17 protein-coding genes are annotated in these 18,655 nt (G+C 46.8%); 4 read left to right on the forward strand and 13 right to left on the reverse strand.

What is annotated here, in order from left to right; translation table 11 throughout:
- Nucleotides 1-6: 6 nt before the first annotated feature.
- The 4 genes from VJ374_RS11750 to zapA are packed head-to-tail and all read right to left on the reverse strand — an operon-like array spanning nucleotide 7 to nucleotide 4,923.
- Entirely contained in the window at nucleotides 7-2,373 is a 2,367-nt protein-coding gene (locus VJ374_RS11750) for an endonuclease MutS2 (RefSeq protein WP_035406355.1), read from the reverse strand.
- On the reverse strand, nucleotides 2,374-4,089 hold the full coding sequence (polX, locus tag VJ374_RS11755; protein ID WP_329468847.1) for a DNA polymerase/3'-5' exonuclease PolX: 1,716 nt from the start codon (nucleotides 4,087-4,089) through the stop codon (nucleotides 2,374-2,376).
- Nucleotides 4,090-4,134: 45 nt separating this feature from the next.
- Nucleotides 4,135-4,683 carry a CvpA family protein gene (locus tag VJ374_RS11760; protein ID WP_035406349.1) on the reverse strand — a complete coding sequence of 183 codons (549 nt, stop codon included), beginning with the start codon at nucleotides 4,681-4,683 and terminating at the stop codon, nucleotides 4,135-4,137.
- Nucleotides 4,684-4,686: 3 nt separating this feature from the next.
- Complete coding sequence (gene zapA / locus VJ374_RS11765) at nucleotides 4,687-4,923, reverse strand: cell division protein ZapA (protein WP_029342308.1); 237 nt, start codon at nucleotides 4,921-4,923, stop codon at nucleotides 4,687-4,689.
- A 120-nt stretch (nucleotides 4,924-5,043) separates the two neighbouring features.
- On the opposite strand from zapA, the gene rnhC reads away from it, so the two are divergent.
- A complete protein-coding gene (rnhC, locus tag VJ374_RS11770) occupies nucleotides 5,044-5,964 on the forward strand; it encodes a ribonuclease HIII (RefSeq protein ID WP_329468849.1) in 921 nt (306 codons plus the stop codon).
- Nucleotides 5,965-5,985: 21 nt separating this feature from the next.
- On the opposite strand, the gene VJ374_RS11775 is transcribed toward rnhC, so the two are convergent.
- The gene (locus VJ374_RS11775; protein WP_329468850.1) at nucleotides 5,986-7,452 is read right to left on the reverse strand and encodes a UDP-N-acetylmuramoyl-L-alanyl-D-glutamate--2,6-diaminopimelate ligase; all 1,467 of its coding nucleotides are present in this window, start codon (nucleotides 7,450-7,452) and stop codon (nucleotides 5,986-5,988) included.
- A 248-nt stretch (nucleotides 7,453-7,700) separates the two neighbouring features.
- On the opposite strand from VJ374_RS11775, the gene VJ374_RS11780 reads away from it, so the two are divergent.
- Nucleotides 7,701-8,129 (forward strand): MarR family winged helix-turn-helix transcriptional regulator, encoded by a 429-nt coding sequence (locus VJ374_RS11780; RefSeq protein ID WP_035406341.1) that lies wholly within the window; start codon nucleotides 7,701-7,703, stop codon nucleotides 8,127-8,129.
- On the forward strand, nucleotides 8,126-9,313 hold the full coding sequence (locus VJ374_RS11785; protein ID WP_329468851.1) for an MFS transporter: 1,188 nt from the start codon (nucleotides 8,126-8,128) through the stop codon (nucleotides 9,311-9,313). The genes VJ374_RS11780 and VJ374_RS11785 overlap by 4 nt, the downstream gene beginning before the upstream one ends.
- A 67-nt stretch (nucleotides 9,314-9,380) precedes the next feature.
- Here the strand turns inward: VJ374_RS11785 and pheT are convergent, their stop codons facing one another.
- The 8 genes from pheT to infC form a co-directional block, all read right to left on the reverse strand.
- Nucleotides 9,381-11,777 carry a phenylalanine--tRNA ligase subunit beta gene (gene pheT, locus VJ374_RS11790; RefSeq protein ID WP_329468852.1) on the reverse strand — a complete coding sequence of 799 codons (2,397 nt, stop codon included), beginning with the start codon at nucleotides 11,775-11,777 and terminating at the stop codon, nucleotides 9,381-9,383.
- Between the two features lie 12 nt (nucleotides 11,778-11,789).
- On the reverse strand, nucleotides 11,790-12,812 hold the full coding sequence (gene pheS / locus VJ374_RS11795; protein ID WP_035396564.1) for a phenylalanine--tRNA ligase subunit alpha: 1,023 nt from the start codon (nucleotides 12,810-12,812) through the stop codon (nucleotides 11,790-11,792).
- 308 nt (nucleotides 12,813-13,120) lie between these two features.
- Nucleotides 13,121-13,873, reverse strand: coding sequence for a TrmH family RNA methyltransferase (locus tag VJ374_RS11800; protein ID WP_308101837.1), 753 nt, complete (start codon nucleotides 13,871-13,873; stop codon nucleotides 13,121-13,123).
- 7 nt (nucleotides 13,874-13,880) lie between these two features.
- Entirely contained in the window at nucleotides 13,881-14,963 is a 1,083-nt protein-coding gene (locus VJ374_RS11805) for a M42 family metallopeptidase (protein ID WP_029342316.1), read from the reverse strand.
- Nucleotides 14,964-14,975: 12 nt separating this feature from the next.
- Complete coding sequence (locus tag VJ374_RS11810; protein ID WP_035406331.1) at nucleotides 14,976-15,458, reverse strand: dUTP diphosphatase; 483 nt, start codon at nucleotides 15,456-15,458, stop codon at nucleotides 14,976-14,978.
- Between the two features lie 118 nt (nucleotides 15,459-15,576).
- Nucleotides 15,577-15,936, reverse strand: coding sequence for a 50S ribosomal protein L20 (gene rplT, locus VJ374_RS11815; protein WP_012371057.1), 360 nt, complete (start codon nucleotides 15,934-15,936; stop codon nucleotides 15,577-15,579).
- A gap of 37 nt (nucleotides 15,937-15,973) precedes the next feature.
- On the reverse strand, nucleotides 15,974-16,168 hold the full coding sequence (rpmI, locus tag VJ374_RS11820) for a 50S ribosomal protein L35 (protein ID WP_023469015.1): 195 nt from the start codon (nucleotides 16,166-16,168) through the stop codon (nucleotides 15,974-15,976).
- A gap of 27 nt (nucleotides 16,169-16,195) precedes the next feature.
- The gene (gene infC, locus VJ374_RS11825) at nucleotides 16,196-16,726 is read right to left on the reverse strand and encodes a translation initiation factor IF-3 (protein WP_035406328.1); all 531 of its coding nucleotides are present in this window, start codon (nucleotides 16,724-16,726) and stop codon (nucleotides 16,196-16,198) included.
- A gap of 432 nt (nucleotides 16,727-17,158) precedes the next feature.
- On the opposite strand from infC, the gene VJ374_RS11830 reads away from it, so the two are divergent.
- Nucleotides 17,159-18,628, forward strand: a complete 1,470-nt coding sequence (locus VJ374_RS11830; protein WP_035406325.1) for a catalase — start codon at nucleotides 17,159-17,161, stop codon at nucleotides 18,626-18,628.
- Nucleotides 18,629-18,655: the final 27 nt, after the last annotated feature.

An 18,655-nucleotide genomic window follows, 5' to 3' on the forward strand; every position in this document is an offset into this window, starting at 1 on the left:
CTTTCCTCATTTCAGTTCGATGATCGTCACACCGTGTCCGCCTTCACCTTGACCACCTAACCGGTGACCTTTGACGTGACGATGACCTTTCAAGAATTCTTGGACACCTTGTCGCATCGCTCCCGTACCCAAGCCATGAATGACACGGATGTGATCGTAGTTCGATAACAAGGCTTGGTCCATGAAGCGTTCGAGCTTCGACAACCCTTCTTCGACACGCACGCCACGTAAATCCAGTTCAGCCGAAGGTGTCGATTGTTTCGTCACACTCGTTCCACCAGAGCGCCCTTTCGTTTGTGGACGTTTTGGTGTACTGCCAACCTTCGCGAGATCTTCCGGTTTGACGTTCACCTTCATGATGCCGACTTGGACGGTATACTCGCCGTTCGCCTGTTGGTTGATAATGTAGCCTTTTTGATTGAAGGTCGTGACTTTAACTTCTTCGCCTTTATCAAATCGCGGCGTTTGGTCGTATTTTGCTTTTACTTTAGCTATCCGCTTCTCTTGCAGACTCGGCTTCGCGTCTTCGAGTCGCTTCCGCGCCTCGATCAGTTCATGCTCTTTGACGGCACCAGCGTCTCGTAATTCCTTCAGACGTTTGATGACGCCTTCTGCTTCTTTTTGAGCGCGTTCGACCGCACGTGTTGCTTTTTCTTCCGCTTTTGCCAGAATTTCGTTTTTCTCTTCCTGGATCTCAGCTTGTTCTTGCTCGAACTGCTCTCTCTCTTCGACAAGTCGTTTTTTCTCTTCTAACAACTGTGCCTCTAACGTTTCAGCCCGCTGTTTCGCTTCTTCTAATCGTTCGATCATCGTCTCGACAGACTGTGCGTCGCTACCGATCTGACCACGTGCCGCGTCGATGATCCGGTCTTCGAGTCCAAGACGTTTTGAAATCTCGAACGCATTCGAGCGTCCAGGTACACCGATGAGTAAGCGATAGGTCGGACTGAGTGATTCGACATCGAATTCCATTGACGCATTGACGACCCCTTCTCGGTTATAGCCGTACGCTTTTAATTCTGAATAGTGCGTCGTCGCTGCCACACGTGCTCCGCGTCGCTTCACTTCATCAAGAATCGCGATTGCTAGGGCAGCCCCTTCTGTCGGATCCGTTCCCGCACCTAACTCATCGAACAGTACTAGACTCATAAAATCGATTTTTTCCATCATTGAGACGATGTTCGTCATGTGTGAACTAAACGTCGATAAGTTTTGTTCAATCGACTGTTCATCCCCGATATCGGCATAAATCGCATCAAAGACACTGAGCTCCGTCTCATCTGCAGCTGGCACGTATAGTCCCGATTGCACCATCAATTGCAAAAGACCGATCGTCTTTAAGGTAACTGTTTTACCGCCGGTGTTCGGACCGGTGATGACGAGTGACGTAAAATCCCCACCCAGTGATACGGTAATTGGTACGACTTCCTCTTTCGGGATGAACGGATGCCGTGCTTCCTTCAGAATGATATGGCGGTTTTCGTTCAAGCGTGGCTCGACCGCTCCAATCTGATGACCGTATAATGCTTTCGCCATGATGAAATCAAGTTCTGCTAATACATCCAGATTGATGCGTAGCGAATCGCCAACGCTACCGACAAGTGCCGATAGTTGTGCAAGAATTCGTTCGATTTCCGCCCGTTCTTTCAAACGCGCTTCTTGAATTTCGTTGTTCGCAGAGACGACAGCTTGCGGTTCGATGAACAACGTTGCTCCAGAAGCGGACTGATCATGGACGATTCCGCCGAACGCTTGACGATATTCTTGTTTGACCGGTACACAATAACGATCGTTTCGCATCGTCACGATGGCGTCAGACAGCATCTTCGCTTTACTACGTAAGACGTTATCGATTTTTGAACGAACTTGTCCTTCGAGCGAGCGTAACTGACTGCGTAACGCTCGTAATTTATCACTCGCTGAGTCTTGGACAGTCCCTTGATCGTCGATGGCATGGCGAATCCCCTGTTCGATCTCGACGAGCTTCGTGATTTGCTCGATTCGACTATCAAGGCGCGGTAATCGTAGATCCGCATGGTCTTCGTGTAGCCGTTCTTGGAACGCCTTCACTTGACGTCCCGAGTAGACGACGTCTGCGACGGCTAGAAGTTCACTCGTCGAGAGGACAGAGCCAATCTCTGCCCGTTTGACTTCACTTCGGACGTCCGTCAATCCACCGAACGGATAACGGTCACGCAACCGGTAGACCGTCGTTGCTTCCGTCGTGACAGCTAACAGTTCCTTGACCTGCTCGAAGTCTTCCGCCGGACGCATTGCCCGGACGAACTGTGCTCCGAGTGAACTAGCCGTGAAGGCGAGCATGTTTTCTTTTAACTTCTCATATTCTAAAACGCGTAATGCGTTGGCATTCATTTAATCCACTCCTAAACGTTTTCGACCGAAGAATTCGAGTGCTTCTTCAGCAGACCACGTATTGATGACATCAGACGCCTCCAAATAAGCTTTACGAGCATGGAGGACTCCAAGTTTCATATCTTCTAACATTTCTGGTCGGTGTGTATCCGTATTAATTAAAATCTTCACGCCGGCAGCCTTCGCTTTCGCAAGCGAACTTGCCGTTAAATCAAAACGTGCTGGATTCGCGTTCATCTCAAGCGCTGTTCCTGTCTCCGCTGCTAGTTCGATCAATCGATCGACATTGACGGCGTATCCTTCTCGTCTTCCAATGATTCGTCCCGTCGGATGAGCAATCAAGGAAACATAAGGATTACGACAAGCATTCTCGAGCCGCTGCATGATCTCTTCTTCCGTCTGATCGAACTTCGAGTGGATCGAGGCGATGACATAGTCCATTTCTTTTAAGAACTCATCTTCATAATCAAGTGATCCATCGGGCAAGATATCCATCTCGACACCACATAAAATTGTCATATCGGGATGTTTCTCGCGTGCCGCTTCGATTTCAATACGTTGTGCACGCAGACGTTCTTCCGTTAATCCATTGACGAATTTCATATATTTACTATGATCCGTGATCGCCATCCATGTATATCCGCGTGCAGCACAGGCATCGACTAGTTCTTCAACAGACAACGTACCATCTGACCATGTCGTATGCATATGAACATCGGCTTGAATATCTTGTTCCGTCAAGAGACGTGATAAATCTTGCTCGAATTCATGACGTCCCGCTCGTAATTCAGGCGCGATGAACGGTAAATCATATCGCGCAAACAATTCTTCTTCTGTGTTCGGTTGCACTAATCCTTGCTCGGTCTCGACACCATATTCAGAAATACTCTCTCCTCGCTCTTTTGCGAGTTGGCGCATCCGGACGTTGTGATCCTTCGAACCCGTAAAGTGATGTAATGTAGATGCATACGCCGCATCATCCACGATTCGGAAATCAACCGCGATATAATGAACGTCTCGTTTTAAGATGAGCGATACTTTCGTGCTGCCAGCTGCGATGACTTCATCGATGAGCGACAGTTCTAGAAGCTGCTCCTTGATTCGTTCCGGATCATCCGTTGAGAGAATGAAATCAAGGTCCTTACACGTCTCTTCTGCTCGACGGAAACTTCCTCCAACTTCAAAACGAATGATTGCCTCAAACGATGCAAGTGTCTGATTCAATTCAGCGACGATCTTTCGCATGACACCGTATGGTAATCGCTCCGGTCGTGTTTCAAACGTTTCAAGTGCTTTAACGTACTTCTCGACCGTCTTCTTGCCGAATCCAGGCATCGCTTCGACTGTACCATCTGCTAATTTCTCTGCAAAGGAATCTGCATCAATGACGCCGACTTCATGCAGTTTAGCGAGCTTTTTTCCACCAAGACCCGGAATCTTCAATAAGGCGATCAATCCTTCTGGCACTTCTTGTTCGAGTTCTGTCAGTGCCGTGCTCGTTCCCGTTCCCCGATATTCCTCTAGAACAGCAGCCGTTCCTTTCCCGATCCCCTTCATCGCCGTGAAATCCTCGATCGCCATGAAGTCAGCATCGTATGCTTCGAGAATACTTGCTGCTTTCCGAAAAGCATTAATCTTAAATGGATTTTCCCCTTTGACCTCTAGGTAGACCGATATCCGTTCCAAATGACGCATCGCATCTTGAATCGTACGCATGTGCAGTTCTCCCCTCAAAAAAAGCTCCCAATCGTGGGAGCCTGTTTATTTTATCAATCCAACTTGATCCATCAGCCAGTTCGCAAGAAGCGGGGTGTGCTGGATAATGAAGCTTGCTAAACTCGAGTCCGCGATCGCATCCTGTATCGATTGGATTGGAACGAATGCCGCTAAGAACAAGAGCAGGAAGATGAAGATGTACATCTCGATGAAACCAAAGACGCCACCTAACAACCCTTTGACTTGTTTTAGAATCGGAACATTCGTCAACGAATCAAACATCGACAATAAGATCGATAAGATGATTTTTGTACCGAAGAACAGGACGACGAACCAAAAGGCTTTGTAGAACACCTCATCGAGTCGTGCTGAACTTGGAATCGCGAACATCGTCAAATCGATTCCCGCATCATCCAGTGTAGACGGATATGGTACCCACAATCGGAATTTCGTAGCCAGTTCCTCATAGAACGACAGTGCAACGATGAAGGAAATGATCAGGCTGAGCAAATGACCGGCCTGCAACACAACTCCCCTTCGGACCCCTGTCATGACACCTAAGGCGAGAAGTAATAAGATAACGAGAGAAATCATAGTTTATAGTTCACCCAAATTCTTTTTAATTTTTACATAATCACTACCAATATTAAGCGCCGCTAGGACGGCGATTTGACGAACGTCGAGTTGTGGTGCTTGTTCTCGGATTTCTCGAATCTTCGTATCTACGAGGAGACCCACTTCGCGTACGTGTTCTGGCGACTCCGTTCCGACAATCGTATAATCATTGCCTGCGATATGAATCGTCGTCCGGTTCAACCCTTCTGAATCAGCCATTTTTCTGTCCTCCTCATACTTTGCTTCTTTCATATAGTACCATCATTTTCGTTTTAGGAAAAGAAGTCCCCCATCGGTCTTAAGGATGGTATGCTTAATCCCGGAAAGGGAGGTTATCCTATGGGAACGACCGTTTTACGCTTATCTAAAGAAAAACAGGACTTAGTCATACAGAACTTCAAACAGAACGAGACGAAGTCTCCTCCGTATGCCCGTTTTGCTGCTAAAATTCCTGGTTGTGTCATCACGATTTATAATTCTGGAAAAGTGATGTTTCAAGGACCGCAAGCCGAAGCTATCGCTACACGTTTCGGTACGGCTTCGCCGACTAAGTCGAAAGAACCACTTGTTTCAACGTTACCGAATGGTTTTTCGGAATGGTCCGTCGTTGGTAGTGACGAAGTCGGGAAAGGCGATTTCTTCGGTCCACTCGTCGTCGTCGCTTCCTTTGTTGATCGAAAGCAGATCGCACTTCTTCACGAACTCGGTGTCCGAGACTCCAAACATTTGAACGATATCGAGATTCGTCGAATTGCTCGCGATCTCCATGCTGTCATTCCGTACACATATCGTATTCTACATAATCCAGAATACAATCAGATGCAACGGTCGATGACTCAAGGAAAGATGACTGCCCTGATGCATAATGATGTAATCGAGCGGCTTCTTGACCAACTGGAGACGAAACCAGAAGCGATTTTAATTGATCAGTTCGCCGAAAAAAGTGTCTATTATAAACACCTATCTGGTGTCGTGAATCCTGTTCGAGAAAATGTCTACTTCTCGACTAAAGCGGAACAACTTCATGTTGCCGTCGCTGCTTCATCCATCATCGCTCGTGCGATTTTTCTTAAGGAAATGGACAAGTTAAGTGAGTCAACAGGTGTCGTCATTCCTAAAGGTGCTGGCGCCAAGGTTGACCAAGTCGCAGCTTCACTGATTTTACGTTATGGCTCTGACAAACTGCGTGACTGGACGAAAGCTCATTTTGCGAATACAAAAAAGGCACAACAATTAGCTACGAAACGAAACCGACCATGACCCTTGCGGAATGGTCGGTTTTTAAATGACGGATTCTCCTTCAGACAGCCGTTCTAGTTCCGCAAGCAGTATATGTTTTTCATTAAATGGAATCGTTTTAGTTCCGATTCGTTCCACCTCATCATGCCCTTTTCCGACAATGACGACGCGTTGCCCTCGATGTGCGAGATGCGCGGCTTGTACGAGTGCTTCATGACGAGACGTGTGACACCCAATTAACCGCTCTTTCGGAACATCAACAATTAACTCATCGATGATCTGATTCGGAGCCTCTGATCTCGCATCATGAACAGTTGCTATGATATGTTCGCAATATTTACTTGCGATTCGTCCCATCTCCGCTCGTTTTGATCGGTCACGCTCTCCAGCTGCACTCAAGACAATCGATAGCGACTCGCCTATATAAGTAAGTGCCTGTAAACATTTTTCCAGACCATCTGGGGTATGCGCATAATCGAGATAGATTTCGCAAGAAGTCCATTCCAGTCGTTCAAGTCGTCCTTTCGGTAACTCCAGTTCTGGAATATGACGAATCAGTGCATACAGATTGGCATTGCCTGCCCGCAATAATCCCATTGCTGCCGCTAAATTCGCCGCATTGAATTCACCAAGTAAAGCTGTCGGTACACGTGTCGTCGTCTCATCGATCCGGACATTGATGGTGTCGGTCAGCCATTCGACTGCGATTTGTGACGTCCGGTGTGGTTGCGTCGTATACCAAATAACTGGTTGCAAAGGTGCGGCATCTCGCATGACACGACTCCAACCGTCTTCTCGATTTAAGACGATGGTCTGTCCGTTTGACGCAGCAACTTGTTGAAATAACAAAGCTTTCGTCTTGGCGTACTCTTCCATCGAATGATGATAATCAAGATGATCATGCGATAAATTCGTAAAGGCTGCCGAATGGAAGGAAACTCCCTCGACTCTCCCTTCAGCGAGCGCATGAGAAGACACTTCAATAATACAATCCGTCACGCCTTGTTCAACCATCTCGAACAATAATCGATGCAGAATGATCGCTTCGGGCGTCGTATTTGGCGTCTCGATGAATTCTTCATCGATCCGTGCACCGACCGTGCTGATCATGCCGGCTTTCACACCAGTCGCCCGAAAGAGATCGTACGCTAATTTCGTTGTCGTCGTTTTTCCGTTCGTTCCTGTTACACCATAAACACGCATTTTTTGACTCGGTTGGTTATAAAAGCGATTCGCGACTTGACCCGCAAGTCGTTTTGTATCCGATACGATGATGATAGGAACTGGACAGTCGGGAAACGGGCGTTCAGCCAAAATCGCCACAGCTCCATTTTCGATTGCTTGATTGATATAATCGTGACCATCAACGGTGTAACCGTTGATACAAATAAACAGTCCATTCGGTTTGATTTGACGTGAATCGGTGGCGATATTCGTGATCAATGGATTGATTGCTTCATTTATAGGAATTGGCAATAATTCAGTCAGAAGCTTCGCTAGTCGATTCATGATGTACTCTTCCCTTCTTCTCTCTATGTCCAAATAGTCCAGTCAACTTATCGTAAGAGCAAGCACTCGATGTTTTAAGTTGAACAAATACCCTTTTACGGAACATACCCCGTTCGAGCATTGCTTAATCTTTTTCATTTAAGAATCTCATTCCTGTTAATACATGCACGAAGTTTTTTCATCTTGCACCTCTCACCCAGCTTTGATACACTCTTAAGGTTAACTAGTTAACTAAAGGAGAAATAAAAATGCTTTATACCCAAGAAGATGTCCTCGGACAATTATCCAAAGTGTCACGTCTCGTCAAACGAGAAGTTGATGCTACCTTAGCTCCATATTCCTTACATACGGGTCAATGGGCGCTATTGAAAGCAGTTGCGTTATTACAACCTGTTTCACAAGTTCAATTGGCACATTATTTGATCATCGAAAAACCAGCTGTGACAAAAACCGTTTCACGTCTTGAGACACTCGGATTCATCACTCGAACGAAAGAAGGACGAACACACTTCGTCTCGTTGACACCTTTAGCCATCGAACGGTTCGACCAAATCGACGCTGCTGTCCAAGAGACACATCAACGATTACTTGCCACCTTCCCCCTTACCGATCAGCAACAACTCGGTGAATGGATGACACACTTACTCACTCTACATCGACAGGAGGAATCCTCATGACCACTCGATTATTTTCACGTCATTACGTCATGACGTTGGTCATCAATCTATTGCTCTTCATCACGTTTTACCTACTCAATGCCTCACTGCCTTTACTGGCTGCTAAGCAGTTTCCAGTCTCTGCTTCAGCACTCGGATGGATTGTGACTAGCTTCATCCTGGCAACGGTCTGTTCTCGTCCATTGATTGGTCACTGGTTGGATCGTTACGATTTGAAGCGCGTCTTGATGATCTCTGCGACTCTCTTTACAATGATGAGCATTTGTTACCTGCTCGTCCTACCACTGGAATCATTCTTCTATTTGATCATCATCCGTATCATTCATGGTTTTAGTTTTGGGATGTTGTCTTCTTCAATCAGTCTCGCTGTCACGACATTGATCCCAAAAACACGTCAAGGCGAAGGTATGGGATATTTTGTACTATCGATGAACTTGGCATCCGTTCTTGGTCCTGTCATCGGTCTAACCTTTATTCAAGAAAAAGCCTTTGCTCTTTATTTCGTCACGGTTGCTGCCCTAGCCATCATCGCCTTATTGTTAATGATGCGTTTGCCACTAACAAGCCAACATATTCCAAGCACATCCGCATTTCGTTTAAGCCAGTCTCTCTTTTTATCGCGTCCACTTTTGTTAGTAGTGACCCTTTTGGCAGGCGTTGCAATTTCTAGTACTTCAGCGTTCATTTCACTGTATACGGACTCGATCGGACATGTGGCATATGCTTCTTATTTTTATGCGTTAGTTGCTCTTGGAATGGTCGGGATTCGACCAATTGCCGGAAAACTGTTCGACCAGCGGGGTGCCGCATTCGTGTTATTGCCATCGTTTGTTCTTTATATGATTGGCTTTGTCATTCTCGGCATGTATCCTTCTTTTGCCGGTTTATTGACTGCTGCCGTCATCATTGGTGTCGGTTCGGCATCTATCTTCCCGGGTCTTCAAACCGTCCTCTTGAATTTCGCACCTCCCGCACAGAAAGGGAAAGCCATCTCGACCTTTTTCCTTGCTTACGACACGGGCTTCGGAATCGGTGCCTTGATTCTCGCCACAGTCGCAAGCGGTATCGGCTATTCGAATATGTTCTTATCCTGTAGTCTAATCGTTCTCGTAAGTGGTCTACTGTACTTTATCTTTACGAAACGACAAGCTACATCATCTGAAGCAGAAGAACTAGCTTCTTAAATCTATCTCGTCAAACGAAAACAGCCACCTTCCTCTAAGAGGAAAGCGGCTGTTTTTTTCATTCTGATTATGCACGAAGTTCCGCATTGAAAGTTTCTTTCACTGCATCAACGACTCGCTGTTGCGCTGTCGTAATCTCTTCGTCGACGAGCGTCCGTTCTTTGTTTTGGTAACGAAGAGAGAAGGCGAACGATTTTTTATGTTCTCCAACGTTCTCTCCCGTATAGACATCGAATAATTCGATTGCCTGTAGAAGTGGACCGGCCGCCTCCTTCATGACATCGACGATTGATTGTGCCGTCACTGATCGCTCAACGACGATTGCTAAGTCACGTGTCATCGATGGGAAACGTGAGATTTCCGAGTAGACCTGTTCTTCCTTCGAACGCAATGCCATTGCCTCTAACTCGAAGACGTACACTTCTTTTAGACCATACTGTTCTTTTGACAGACCAGGATGCACTTGACCGACGAATCCGATTGCTTCTCCATCAAGCAGAATACGTGCCGTCCGCCCTGGGTGCATCGATGGAATGCTCGCTGCCTCAAACGTCAACGTGATACCAGACGCAGATGCGAGTGTCTCGACGATTCCTTTCATGACGAAGAAATCTGTTTTAACAAGTGTACCATGAGCACGGTGTTGTTCTGATACACCAACTGCGACGCCACCAATCATTTCTTGTTCGATTGGAAGTGTCTCAAGTGAAGCATCTCGTTGTAGATAAACACTACCGAGTTCATAGAACGCGACATCTGCATGCTGTCGAGCGACGTTATGTTGTGCGACTTCAAGGAGTCCCGGAATGAGTGATGTCCGCAATGTCGAACGTGCTTCACTGATTGGCATCGCCAGTTTGACTGGATGCAGATCTTCCCGTTCATTGAATTGCATCGCGCGTTGCTCGCTCGTCAATGAATACGTGATTGCTTGTGAGAGACCCGCTCCCTGCAATGTCCGACGTAAATGACGACGATGGATGTTCCGTTTTGGTAAGAAACCACGGCTCGCTTCAGACGGTAAGCTTGAAGTCAGTGCATCATATCCATAGAGACGTGCGACCTCTTCCGCTAAATCAGCCGGAATTTTCAAATCTTGGCGGCGAGTCGGTACGCTGACCGTCAAGGCATCCCCCGATAATTCAACACCGAGACCAAGACGTTCGAGTAACGTTTGCATGACCGTTCCTTCAATTTCCATACCAAGACGATGATTGATGTACGAGACACTCGCTTCAATCAAATGATCGTCAAGCTCGAGCGTTCCGGCTTGAGCGACACCGGCTTGAACCGTTCCACCCGAAAGTTCAGCAATCAAAGCTGTAGCACGATCGAGTGCTAACAAGACACGACGTGGGTCGACACCTTTTTCAAAACGCGCACTCGAGTCAGAACGGAGTCCAAGAACACGGCTCGTCTTCCGGACAGAAATCGGTGCGAAATAAGCAGACTCTAAAATGATCGATGTCGTATTACCGTCCACTTCGGTATTTGCTCCACCCATGACTCCAGCAAGCGCGACCGGGCGTTCACCGTCTGTGATGACGAGCATCGAAGAATCAAGTGTCCGCTCGACTTCGTCTAACGTCGTGAATGACTCCCCTGCACGTGCTTGACGCACGACGATTTGTTTCCCGAGTTTTTCGGCATCGAATGAATGAAGCGGCTGACCTGTTTCAAGTAAAACGAAGTTCGTGACGTCGACGACGTTGTTGATCGGACGAATGCCGTTCGCGATCAAGCGGTTTTTTAACCAAGTCGGTGATTCTTGAATCGTCACCCCTTGGATTTCTCGTGCCGCGTAGAACGAGCAGTCTTCTGAATCAAGCGTCACTTCTACTGTCGTCGCTGGCTCTGCTTCTTTGACTTCAACGACCGGGAAAGTCGGTGTCGTGTCATAAAGCGCGGCCACTTCGTGTGCGACACCATACATGCTGAGACAGTCCGAACGGTTCGGTGTTAAGCCAAGTTCGAGGATTTCGTCGCGAAGACCGAGTAATTCCAAGACGTCTTGTCCTGGTGTGACTGGTTCACGGAACGTATGGATCCCGTCCTGCTCATCTTCTCGGATATATTTTTTTTCGAATCCGAGTTCTTCGAGTGAACAGATCATCCCTTCCGAGACGACACCGCGCAATTTGGCACGTTTAATTTTAATCCCTGGCAAGCGAGCTCCGACACGCGCGACGATGACATCTTGTCCTGCTTCGACGTTCGGTGCACCACAAACGATTTGAACTGGTTCGTCTTGTCCGATGTCAACTGTCGTAACGTTTAATTTATCTGCTTCTGGATGTTTTTCTTTCGTTAACACACGTCCGACGACGATGTTGTTTAACGCTTCATCCCGGACATCGACGCCTTCGACTTCGATTCCACTCTTAGTAATCAAATCAGCCAGGTCTTGTCCTGATGTATGACTGACATCCACATATTCGTTCAACCATTGTTTTGAGACTAACATCTGCGTTCCCCCTTAAAACTGTTCGCTGAAGCGAACGTCATTCGTATAGAAGTGGCGAATATCATCGACACCGTATTTCAACATGGCAATCCGTTCGATGCCCATTCCGAATGCAAAACCTGACATTTTCGTGCTATCATATTCGGCCATTTCGAGAACGTGAGGATGAACCATTCCAGCACCTAGAATTTCAATCCAACCCGTCTGTTTACAGATGTTGCATCCTTTACCGCCACATTTGAAACACGAAACGTCGACTTCGACGGACGGCTCCGTGAACGGGAAGAAACTTGGACGTAAGCGGACTTCACGCGCTTCACCGAACATCTGCTTCGCGAAGGCTTCAAGCGTTCCTTTTAAGTCTGCCATCGAAATCGATTCTCCGACGACTAGTCCTTCGACTTGCATGAATTGATGCGAGTGCGTCGCATCATCTTCGTCTCGACGATAGACTTTACCTGGGCAAAGAATGCGGATCGGTTCACCTTTAGAAGCGAGCATCGTCCGTGCTTGGACCGGCGACGTATGCGTTCGCATCAAGATTTCTTCCGTGATGTAGAATGAATCTTGCATATCACGTGCTGGGTGATCCTTCGGCAGATTCAACATCTCGAAGTTGAAAAGATCTTGCTCGACTTCTGGTCCTTCGGCAATCGTATAACCGAGTCCGACAAAGATGTCTTCGATCTCATCCGTCACCTGTTGCAAGAGGTGCGCATGACCGACCTTTTTCGGACGTCCTGGTAATGTGACGTCAATTGCTTCCGCTGCCAGTTTCGCATCCATTTCTTGTTGTTTGACAGCTGTCAGACGTTGTTCGAGTTGCTCTTGGATCGCTTGACGGACCGTATTCGCGATCTCACCGACGACTGGTCGTTCTTCCGCTGATAGCTTACCCATTCCTCGTAATACTTCTGTGATTGGTCCCTTTTTCCCGAGATACTTGACTCGGACGTCATTAAGATCTTTTTGTGTTGTTGCCTGATCGACTAATGTCAACGCTTCATCGCGTAATGCTTCTAATTGCTCGCGCATCTTTCCCACTCCTTTAGTTGAAGATATAAAAAAACGTCCCTCCGGCAAATGCCGAAGGGACGATGTAAACACCGTGGTACCACCCTTGTTTGACTTTTCAATCGAAAAGTCCTCCAATTGCGCGATAACGGGCGCATCCCGTCACGATCTCTCGTGCGACTCCGGAGTGAATTCGGTTAGCAGATTCACGAAGCAGTTTTCAGTCTACGACCGCTTCTCCCTGATTGAATCGTTCCCTAACGTACTCTGTTCCATCAACGTCCATGATGTATTCCTGATGTTCACTTTAGCATGAACGCTTGTCGGTTTCAATCCACGCTTGCAAAATGATAGAGCAAAATGCCAGCCGCTACTGCCGCATTCAATGACTCCGCTTTACCGCGGATCGGGATGTAGGCACGCTCATCACAATAAGAGAGCAATTCTGGCGCAACGCCTTGTGCTTCGTTCCCGATGATCAAACCGAGTGCATCCATCGGTGCGATCGTTTGATAAGACGTCGCTCCTTCTAACGCCGTGCCGATTACCGCAATTCCTTGCTCGTGCAGGGCATTGACTGCCTCTTCGAGTGGCATTGCGATAACAGGTAAGTGGAAAAGTGATCCTTGCGTCGCACGGATGACTTTTCCGTTATAGACGTCAACTGTTCCCGGTCCGACGACGACACCATCGAATCCAGCTGCGTCAGCTGTCCGAATCATCGTCCCGACGTTCCCTGGATCTTGTAGACGATCGAGCAACAAATAGCGTCCTCGTTCTAATTGTGCCGAAGCTTGTTTCATCTCACAGACAGCGAAGATGCCTTGCGACGTTTCCGTCTCAGCCAGTACTTTGATGACGGCTTCATCGATCGTAAAGACATCGGCATTTCTTTTCCAAGAACCTGGTACTTGGTACGATTCACGCACGATCAATTCCTTGACGATTCCAGCGCGAACAGCTTCTTCAATCAGATGTTCTCCTTCGATCAAGAAACGGTTCGTCTGCAGACGTCCTTTTTTCGTTAAGAGTTTTTTCCATTGTTTAACGATTTCGTTCTTTGCTGATGCGATGTGCTTCATTATTTTATTACCCCTCGTAGATCGCTTGGACGGTCTCCGCATCAAGACGTTTTGTGACAGCAACGACTAAATCGACGGCTGCCTCGAAATCGGCTTTATGCATGATTGAGACGTTCGTATGCAGGTAACGGATCGGTACAGTCAATGCAAGTGATGGAACACCTGTATTAGACAAATGGAATTTTGCTGCATCCGTTCCGCCACCTGGCGTTAAGTCCAGTTGATACTTGATATTTTCTTCTGTTGCGACTTTCGTCACGAAATCGATCAATCCACGATGTGCGATCATCGTTGCATCGAACATGATGACTTGAACGCCTTCACCTAATTTAGACAATGCTTCACGATCGGTCATTCCTGGCGTATCACCTGGGATACCTGTATCGACTGCAAAGGCGATTGATGGTTTCAGCAGGTGTGCGACGGTTTGAGCCCCACGTAACCCGACTTCTTCCTGAACAGTCGCTCCTGCGAAAATCGTGTTCGGATGACCGTCTGCTTTTAAGCGTTTGATTGCTTCGATTGCGATGGCACAACCAATCCGGTTGTCCCACGCTTTTGCCATCAAGAAGTTCTCATTTTTCATCACAGTAAATTCGCAATGTGGAACGACCGTATCACCCGGACGAATTCCCCAACCGTCGACTTCTTCTTTTGATGAAGCACCGATATCGATGAACATATCTTTAATGTCGACCGGCTTATTGCGCGCTTCCGGTGGTAAAACATGAGGTGGTTTTGCACCGATTACGCCTGGAATGACTTCACCAGATGACGTTACAATGTTCATACGCTGTGCCAAGAGGACTTGACCCCACCAACCGCCGAGTGGTTGGAAACGAAGGAATCCTTTTTCATCGATCTTCGTGACCATGAATCCGACTTCATCCATGTGACCAGCAATCAATACACGTGGTGCATCTTCGCCTGCGCCTTTATGTTCAGCAAACAGACTACCGAGACCATCCTGGTGGAATGCTTCTGCATGAGGTTCTAAATATTCACGCATGAGGCTCCGGACTTCTTTTTCGTTTCCCGGTACACCTGTTGCGTCCGTGAGACGTTTTAGCATATGTAATTGTTCGTTCATCTGATTTCCTCCTTAGTAACCGTTGTCTTGTCGCACATGGTTTGCTTCATTTTTAGAAATGTAAGCCTTGAAAATCATATCCTGTGTAAAGCCTAGTGTAGCACCTAATGCAAGGTATGCACCAATCAGAACATCATAACTTTGTTCCGTCCGCGAGATCGCAAAGACGTTCGTTTTGTTATAGACGTCTAAAAAAGCATCTGTTGCTGTCAAATAGAAGTCACCTTCTGTAAAATGACTCTTCTTGTACTCAAGCGCTAGACCTAGTGAGAGTAGAAAATGGACGCCATCGACATATTCCTCAAGAATTGTGACTTGAGCGGATGGTCCCTTGTTCGACCAGAACTTAAAGCAACGTGTCTCGTTCGCAAGTTCACCGAGTTCGACCAATAAGGCAAGCAGACGCTCGTCGAATTGATTGCCTGTTAATTGATGTTCTGACTGAATCCGTTTATCCAACTGTTCTTGCATCTCAAAAAGTGTCAACCAATCCATCTTTAATTCTCCTTCTATCTAAAAAAATCATATGACCGTCTCATCGACGTGCCTTCTTATTTTATCATTAAATCGAAAAAAACGTCGGAGAATTAAATTCCCCGACGAATTGTAGAACTTAAGCGTTCAATTTTGCTTTTGCTGTGTCAGCAAGTGAAGCAAATGCAGTTGCATCTGTAACTGCGAGGTCAGCGAGCATCTTACGGTTAACGTCGATACCTGCTAATTTAAGACCATGCATCATGCGGCTGTAAGAAAGACCGTTGATACGTGCTGCCGCATTGATCCGAGTGATCCAGAGGCGACGGAAGTCACGTTTCTTTTGACGACGGTCACGGTAAGCGTACATGAGAGATTTCATGACTTGCTGTTTCGCAACCTTGAAGAGTGTATGTTTCGAGCCGTAGTAGCCCTTAGCTAATTTGAGTTGTTTTTTACGACGTTGACGAGTCGTATATCCGCCTTTTACGCGTGGCATATAAATTCCCTCCTAAATCTGTATACGATTGGATAAATTACTTCGCGATCATGTGACGGATGCGTTTGAAGTCACCCGTAGATACCATGCTAGCTTTACGTAATTTACGTTTCGCTTTTGTTGATTTGTTACCGAACAAGTGGCTTGTGTAAGCACGACCACGTTTCAATTTGCCAGAAGCAGTACGTTTGAAACGTTTAGAAGCACCGCGGTGCGATTTCATTTTAGGCATGAGAGATTCCCTCCTACTTCGATTCGATTAGTCTTCTTTCTTAGGAGCAAGCACGAGGAACATGCTGCGTCCTTCCATCTTCGGTCTCTGTTCCACAACACCGAACTCACTTAAATCCGTTGCGAGGCGTTCGAGAACGCGTCTACCGATTTCCGAGTGAGTGATGGCACGACCGCGGAAACGAATACTCGCTTTCACTTTGTTACCATTCTCCAAGAATTTCTTCGCATTACGGAATTTCGTTTGGAAGTCGTTCTCCTCGATCGTCGGGCTAAGACGAACTTCTTTCATCTGAATCACTTTCTGATTCTTCCGAGTTTCTTTGTCCTTCTTTTGCATCTCGAAACGGTATTTACCATAGTCCATGATCTTACAAACTGGCGGTGTCGCTTGTGGAGCGACCATGACGAGGTCAAGTTCCGCTTCCTCTGCGAGACGTAGCGCTTCGTTGCGTGATTGGACACCTAGTTGAGCACCATCCGCTCCGATAAGACGAACTTCCCGGGCACGGATGCTTTCATTGATTAACAGATCTTTGCTAATGGTTAGCACCTCCATCGTGCATTGCACGAAAAATGAATGATAGAAAACGCTATAAAAAAAGCGTCGGCAGTTTTTCCCGCCCACACTCATAAGGAACGCCAAGGCACAGCATTTGCTATACATTGCGTATCTTCATGATGAACCAGTACGAGTTATCATACATGGTGAGAAGCGGGATGCTTCTGCTTTGTTGTCATTTCACTTTGCTATCATAGCACTTGTTTTCCCGTGATGTCAAGCCGCTTTCTATGTTCTTACAGAACGTTGCTCACATACTTGATTATAATAGCAATCCTTTTACGGATAAGCAAGAAGTTTCTAACCTGTTTTTCACGGGTACATTCATAACATGAAAAAAGATTCAGAACATTCGCAAGCAAAACTGTTTATTTAGAATGATTATTGTTTTATAATTAATTTAATCTTACATAAAGGGGAGAATAACAGATGACTGAAAAACGATTAACGACCAATCAAGGTGTACCAATCGGAGACAACCAGAATTCACGTACGGCTGGACGTCGCGGACCAACTTTATTAGAAGACTATCAATTAATTGAAAAGATGGCCCATTTCGATCGGGAACGTGTACCTGAGCGCGTCGTACATGCTCGTGGCTTTGGTGCTCACGGTGTCTTCACTGTCAAAAATTCGATGAAAAAGTACACGAAAGCTGCGTTTTTACAAGAAGAAGGGACAGAAGTTCCTGTTTTCGCCCGCTTCTCGACTGTTATTCACGGCACGCATTCTCCAGAGACGCTCCGCGATCCACGTGGATTCTCTGTCAAGTTCTATACAGAAGAAGGAAACTGGGATTTCGTCGGGAACAACCTTCCTGTCTTCTTCATTCGTGACGCCATGAAATTCCCGGATATGGTCCATTCTCTCAAACCAGATCCACGCACGAATATTCAAGATCCTGACCGTTACTGGGACTTCATGACACTTCGTCCGGAATCGACGAACATGCTCATGCACCTTTTCACGGATGAGGGTATTCCTGCAAGCTACCGTAAAATGCGTGGTTCTTCCGTTCACTCGTTCAAATGGGTGAATGCACACGGTAATACGGTTTATGTGAAACTACGCTGGGTACCAAAAGCTGGTGTTCATAATCTCTCAGCTGAAGAAGCAACAGAGATTCAAGGAAAAGATTTCAACCATGCTTCAAACGATACGTTCCAAGCGATTGAAGATGGCGATTACCCGGAATGGGATCTGTTCGTACAGGTACTTGATCCGGCTGACGTCGATCAGTTCGATTTCGATCCGCTCGACGCGACAAAAGATTGGTTTGAGGATGTCATTCCGTTCCAACACGTTGGTACAATGACATTGAACAAAAATGTCGACAACTACTTTGCTGAAACAGAATCGGTTGGTTTTAACCCAGGTGTCTTGATTCCAGGGATGTTGCCATCTGAAGATAAGTTACTACAAGGTCGCTTGTTCTCTTACTCAGATACACAACGCTACCGTATTGGCACGAATTATCAACAACTTCCAATCAACTGTCCGTTTGCACAAGTGAACAACTACCAACGTGACGGTGCAATGCCGGTCGGTCAGCAAACGAGTCCGGTCAACTACGAACCGAACCGTTATCAAGAAGAACCAAAAGAAACACCCGAGTATACGGAAGAAAATCAACCGTTGCTTGATGATAAACACGGTCGTCTCGAAATCGAGAAGACGAATAACTTTGGTCAAGCCGGAGAAGTATACCGTCGTCTGACAGAAGAAGAGCAAGCAGCTCTTCTGAAGAACCTCGTCAACGACCTTCAGCAAGTCCGTCATGAAAATACGGTCCTGCTCGCAATCTGTAACTTCTATCGTGCTGATGCATCACTCGGTCAGAAGCTATCAGAAGCGCTTCAAGTCAATATCGAACCGTTCCTGCAACAAATGCGTTCATAACGCAAAACGAGCACCCTCGACACTAGT

Origin of the sequence: Exiguobacterium sp. 9-2 (assembly GCF_036287235.1) — a bacterium.
Classification (GTDB): Bacteria; Bacillota; Bacilli; order Exiguobacteriales; family Exiguobacteriaceae; genus Exiguobacterium_A.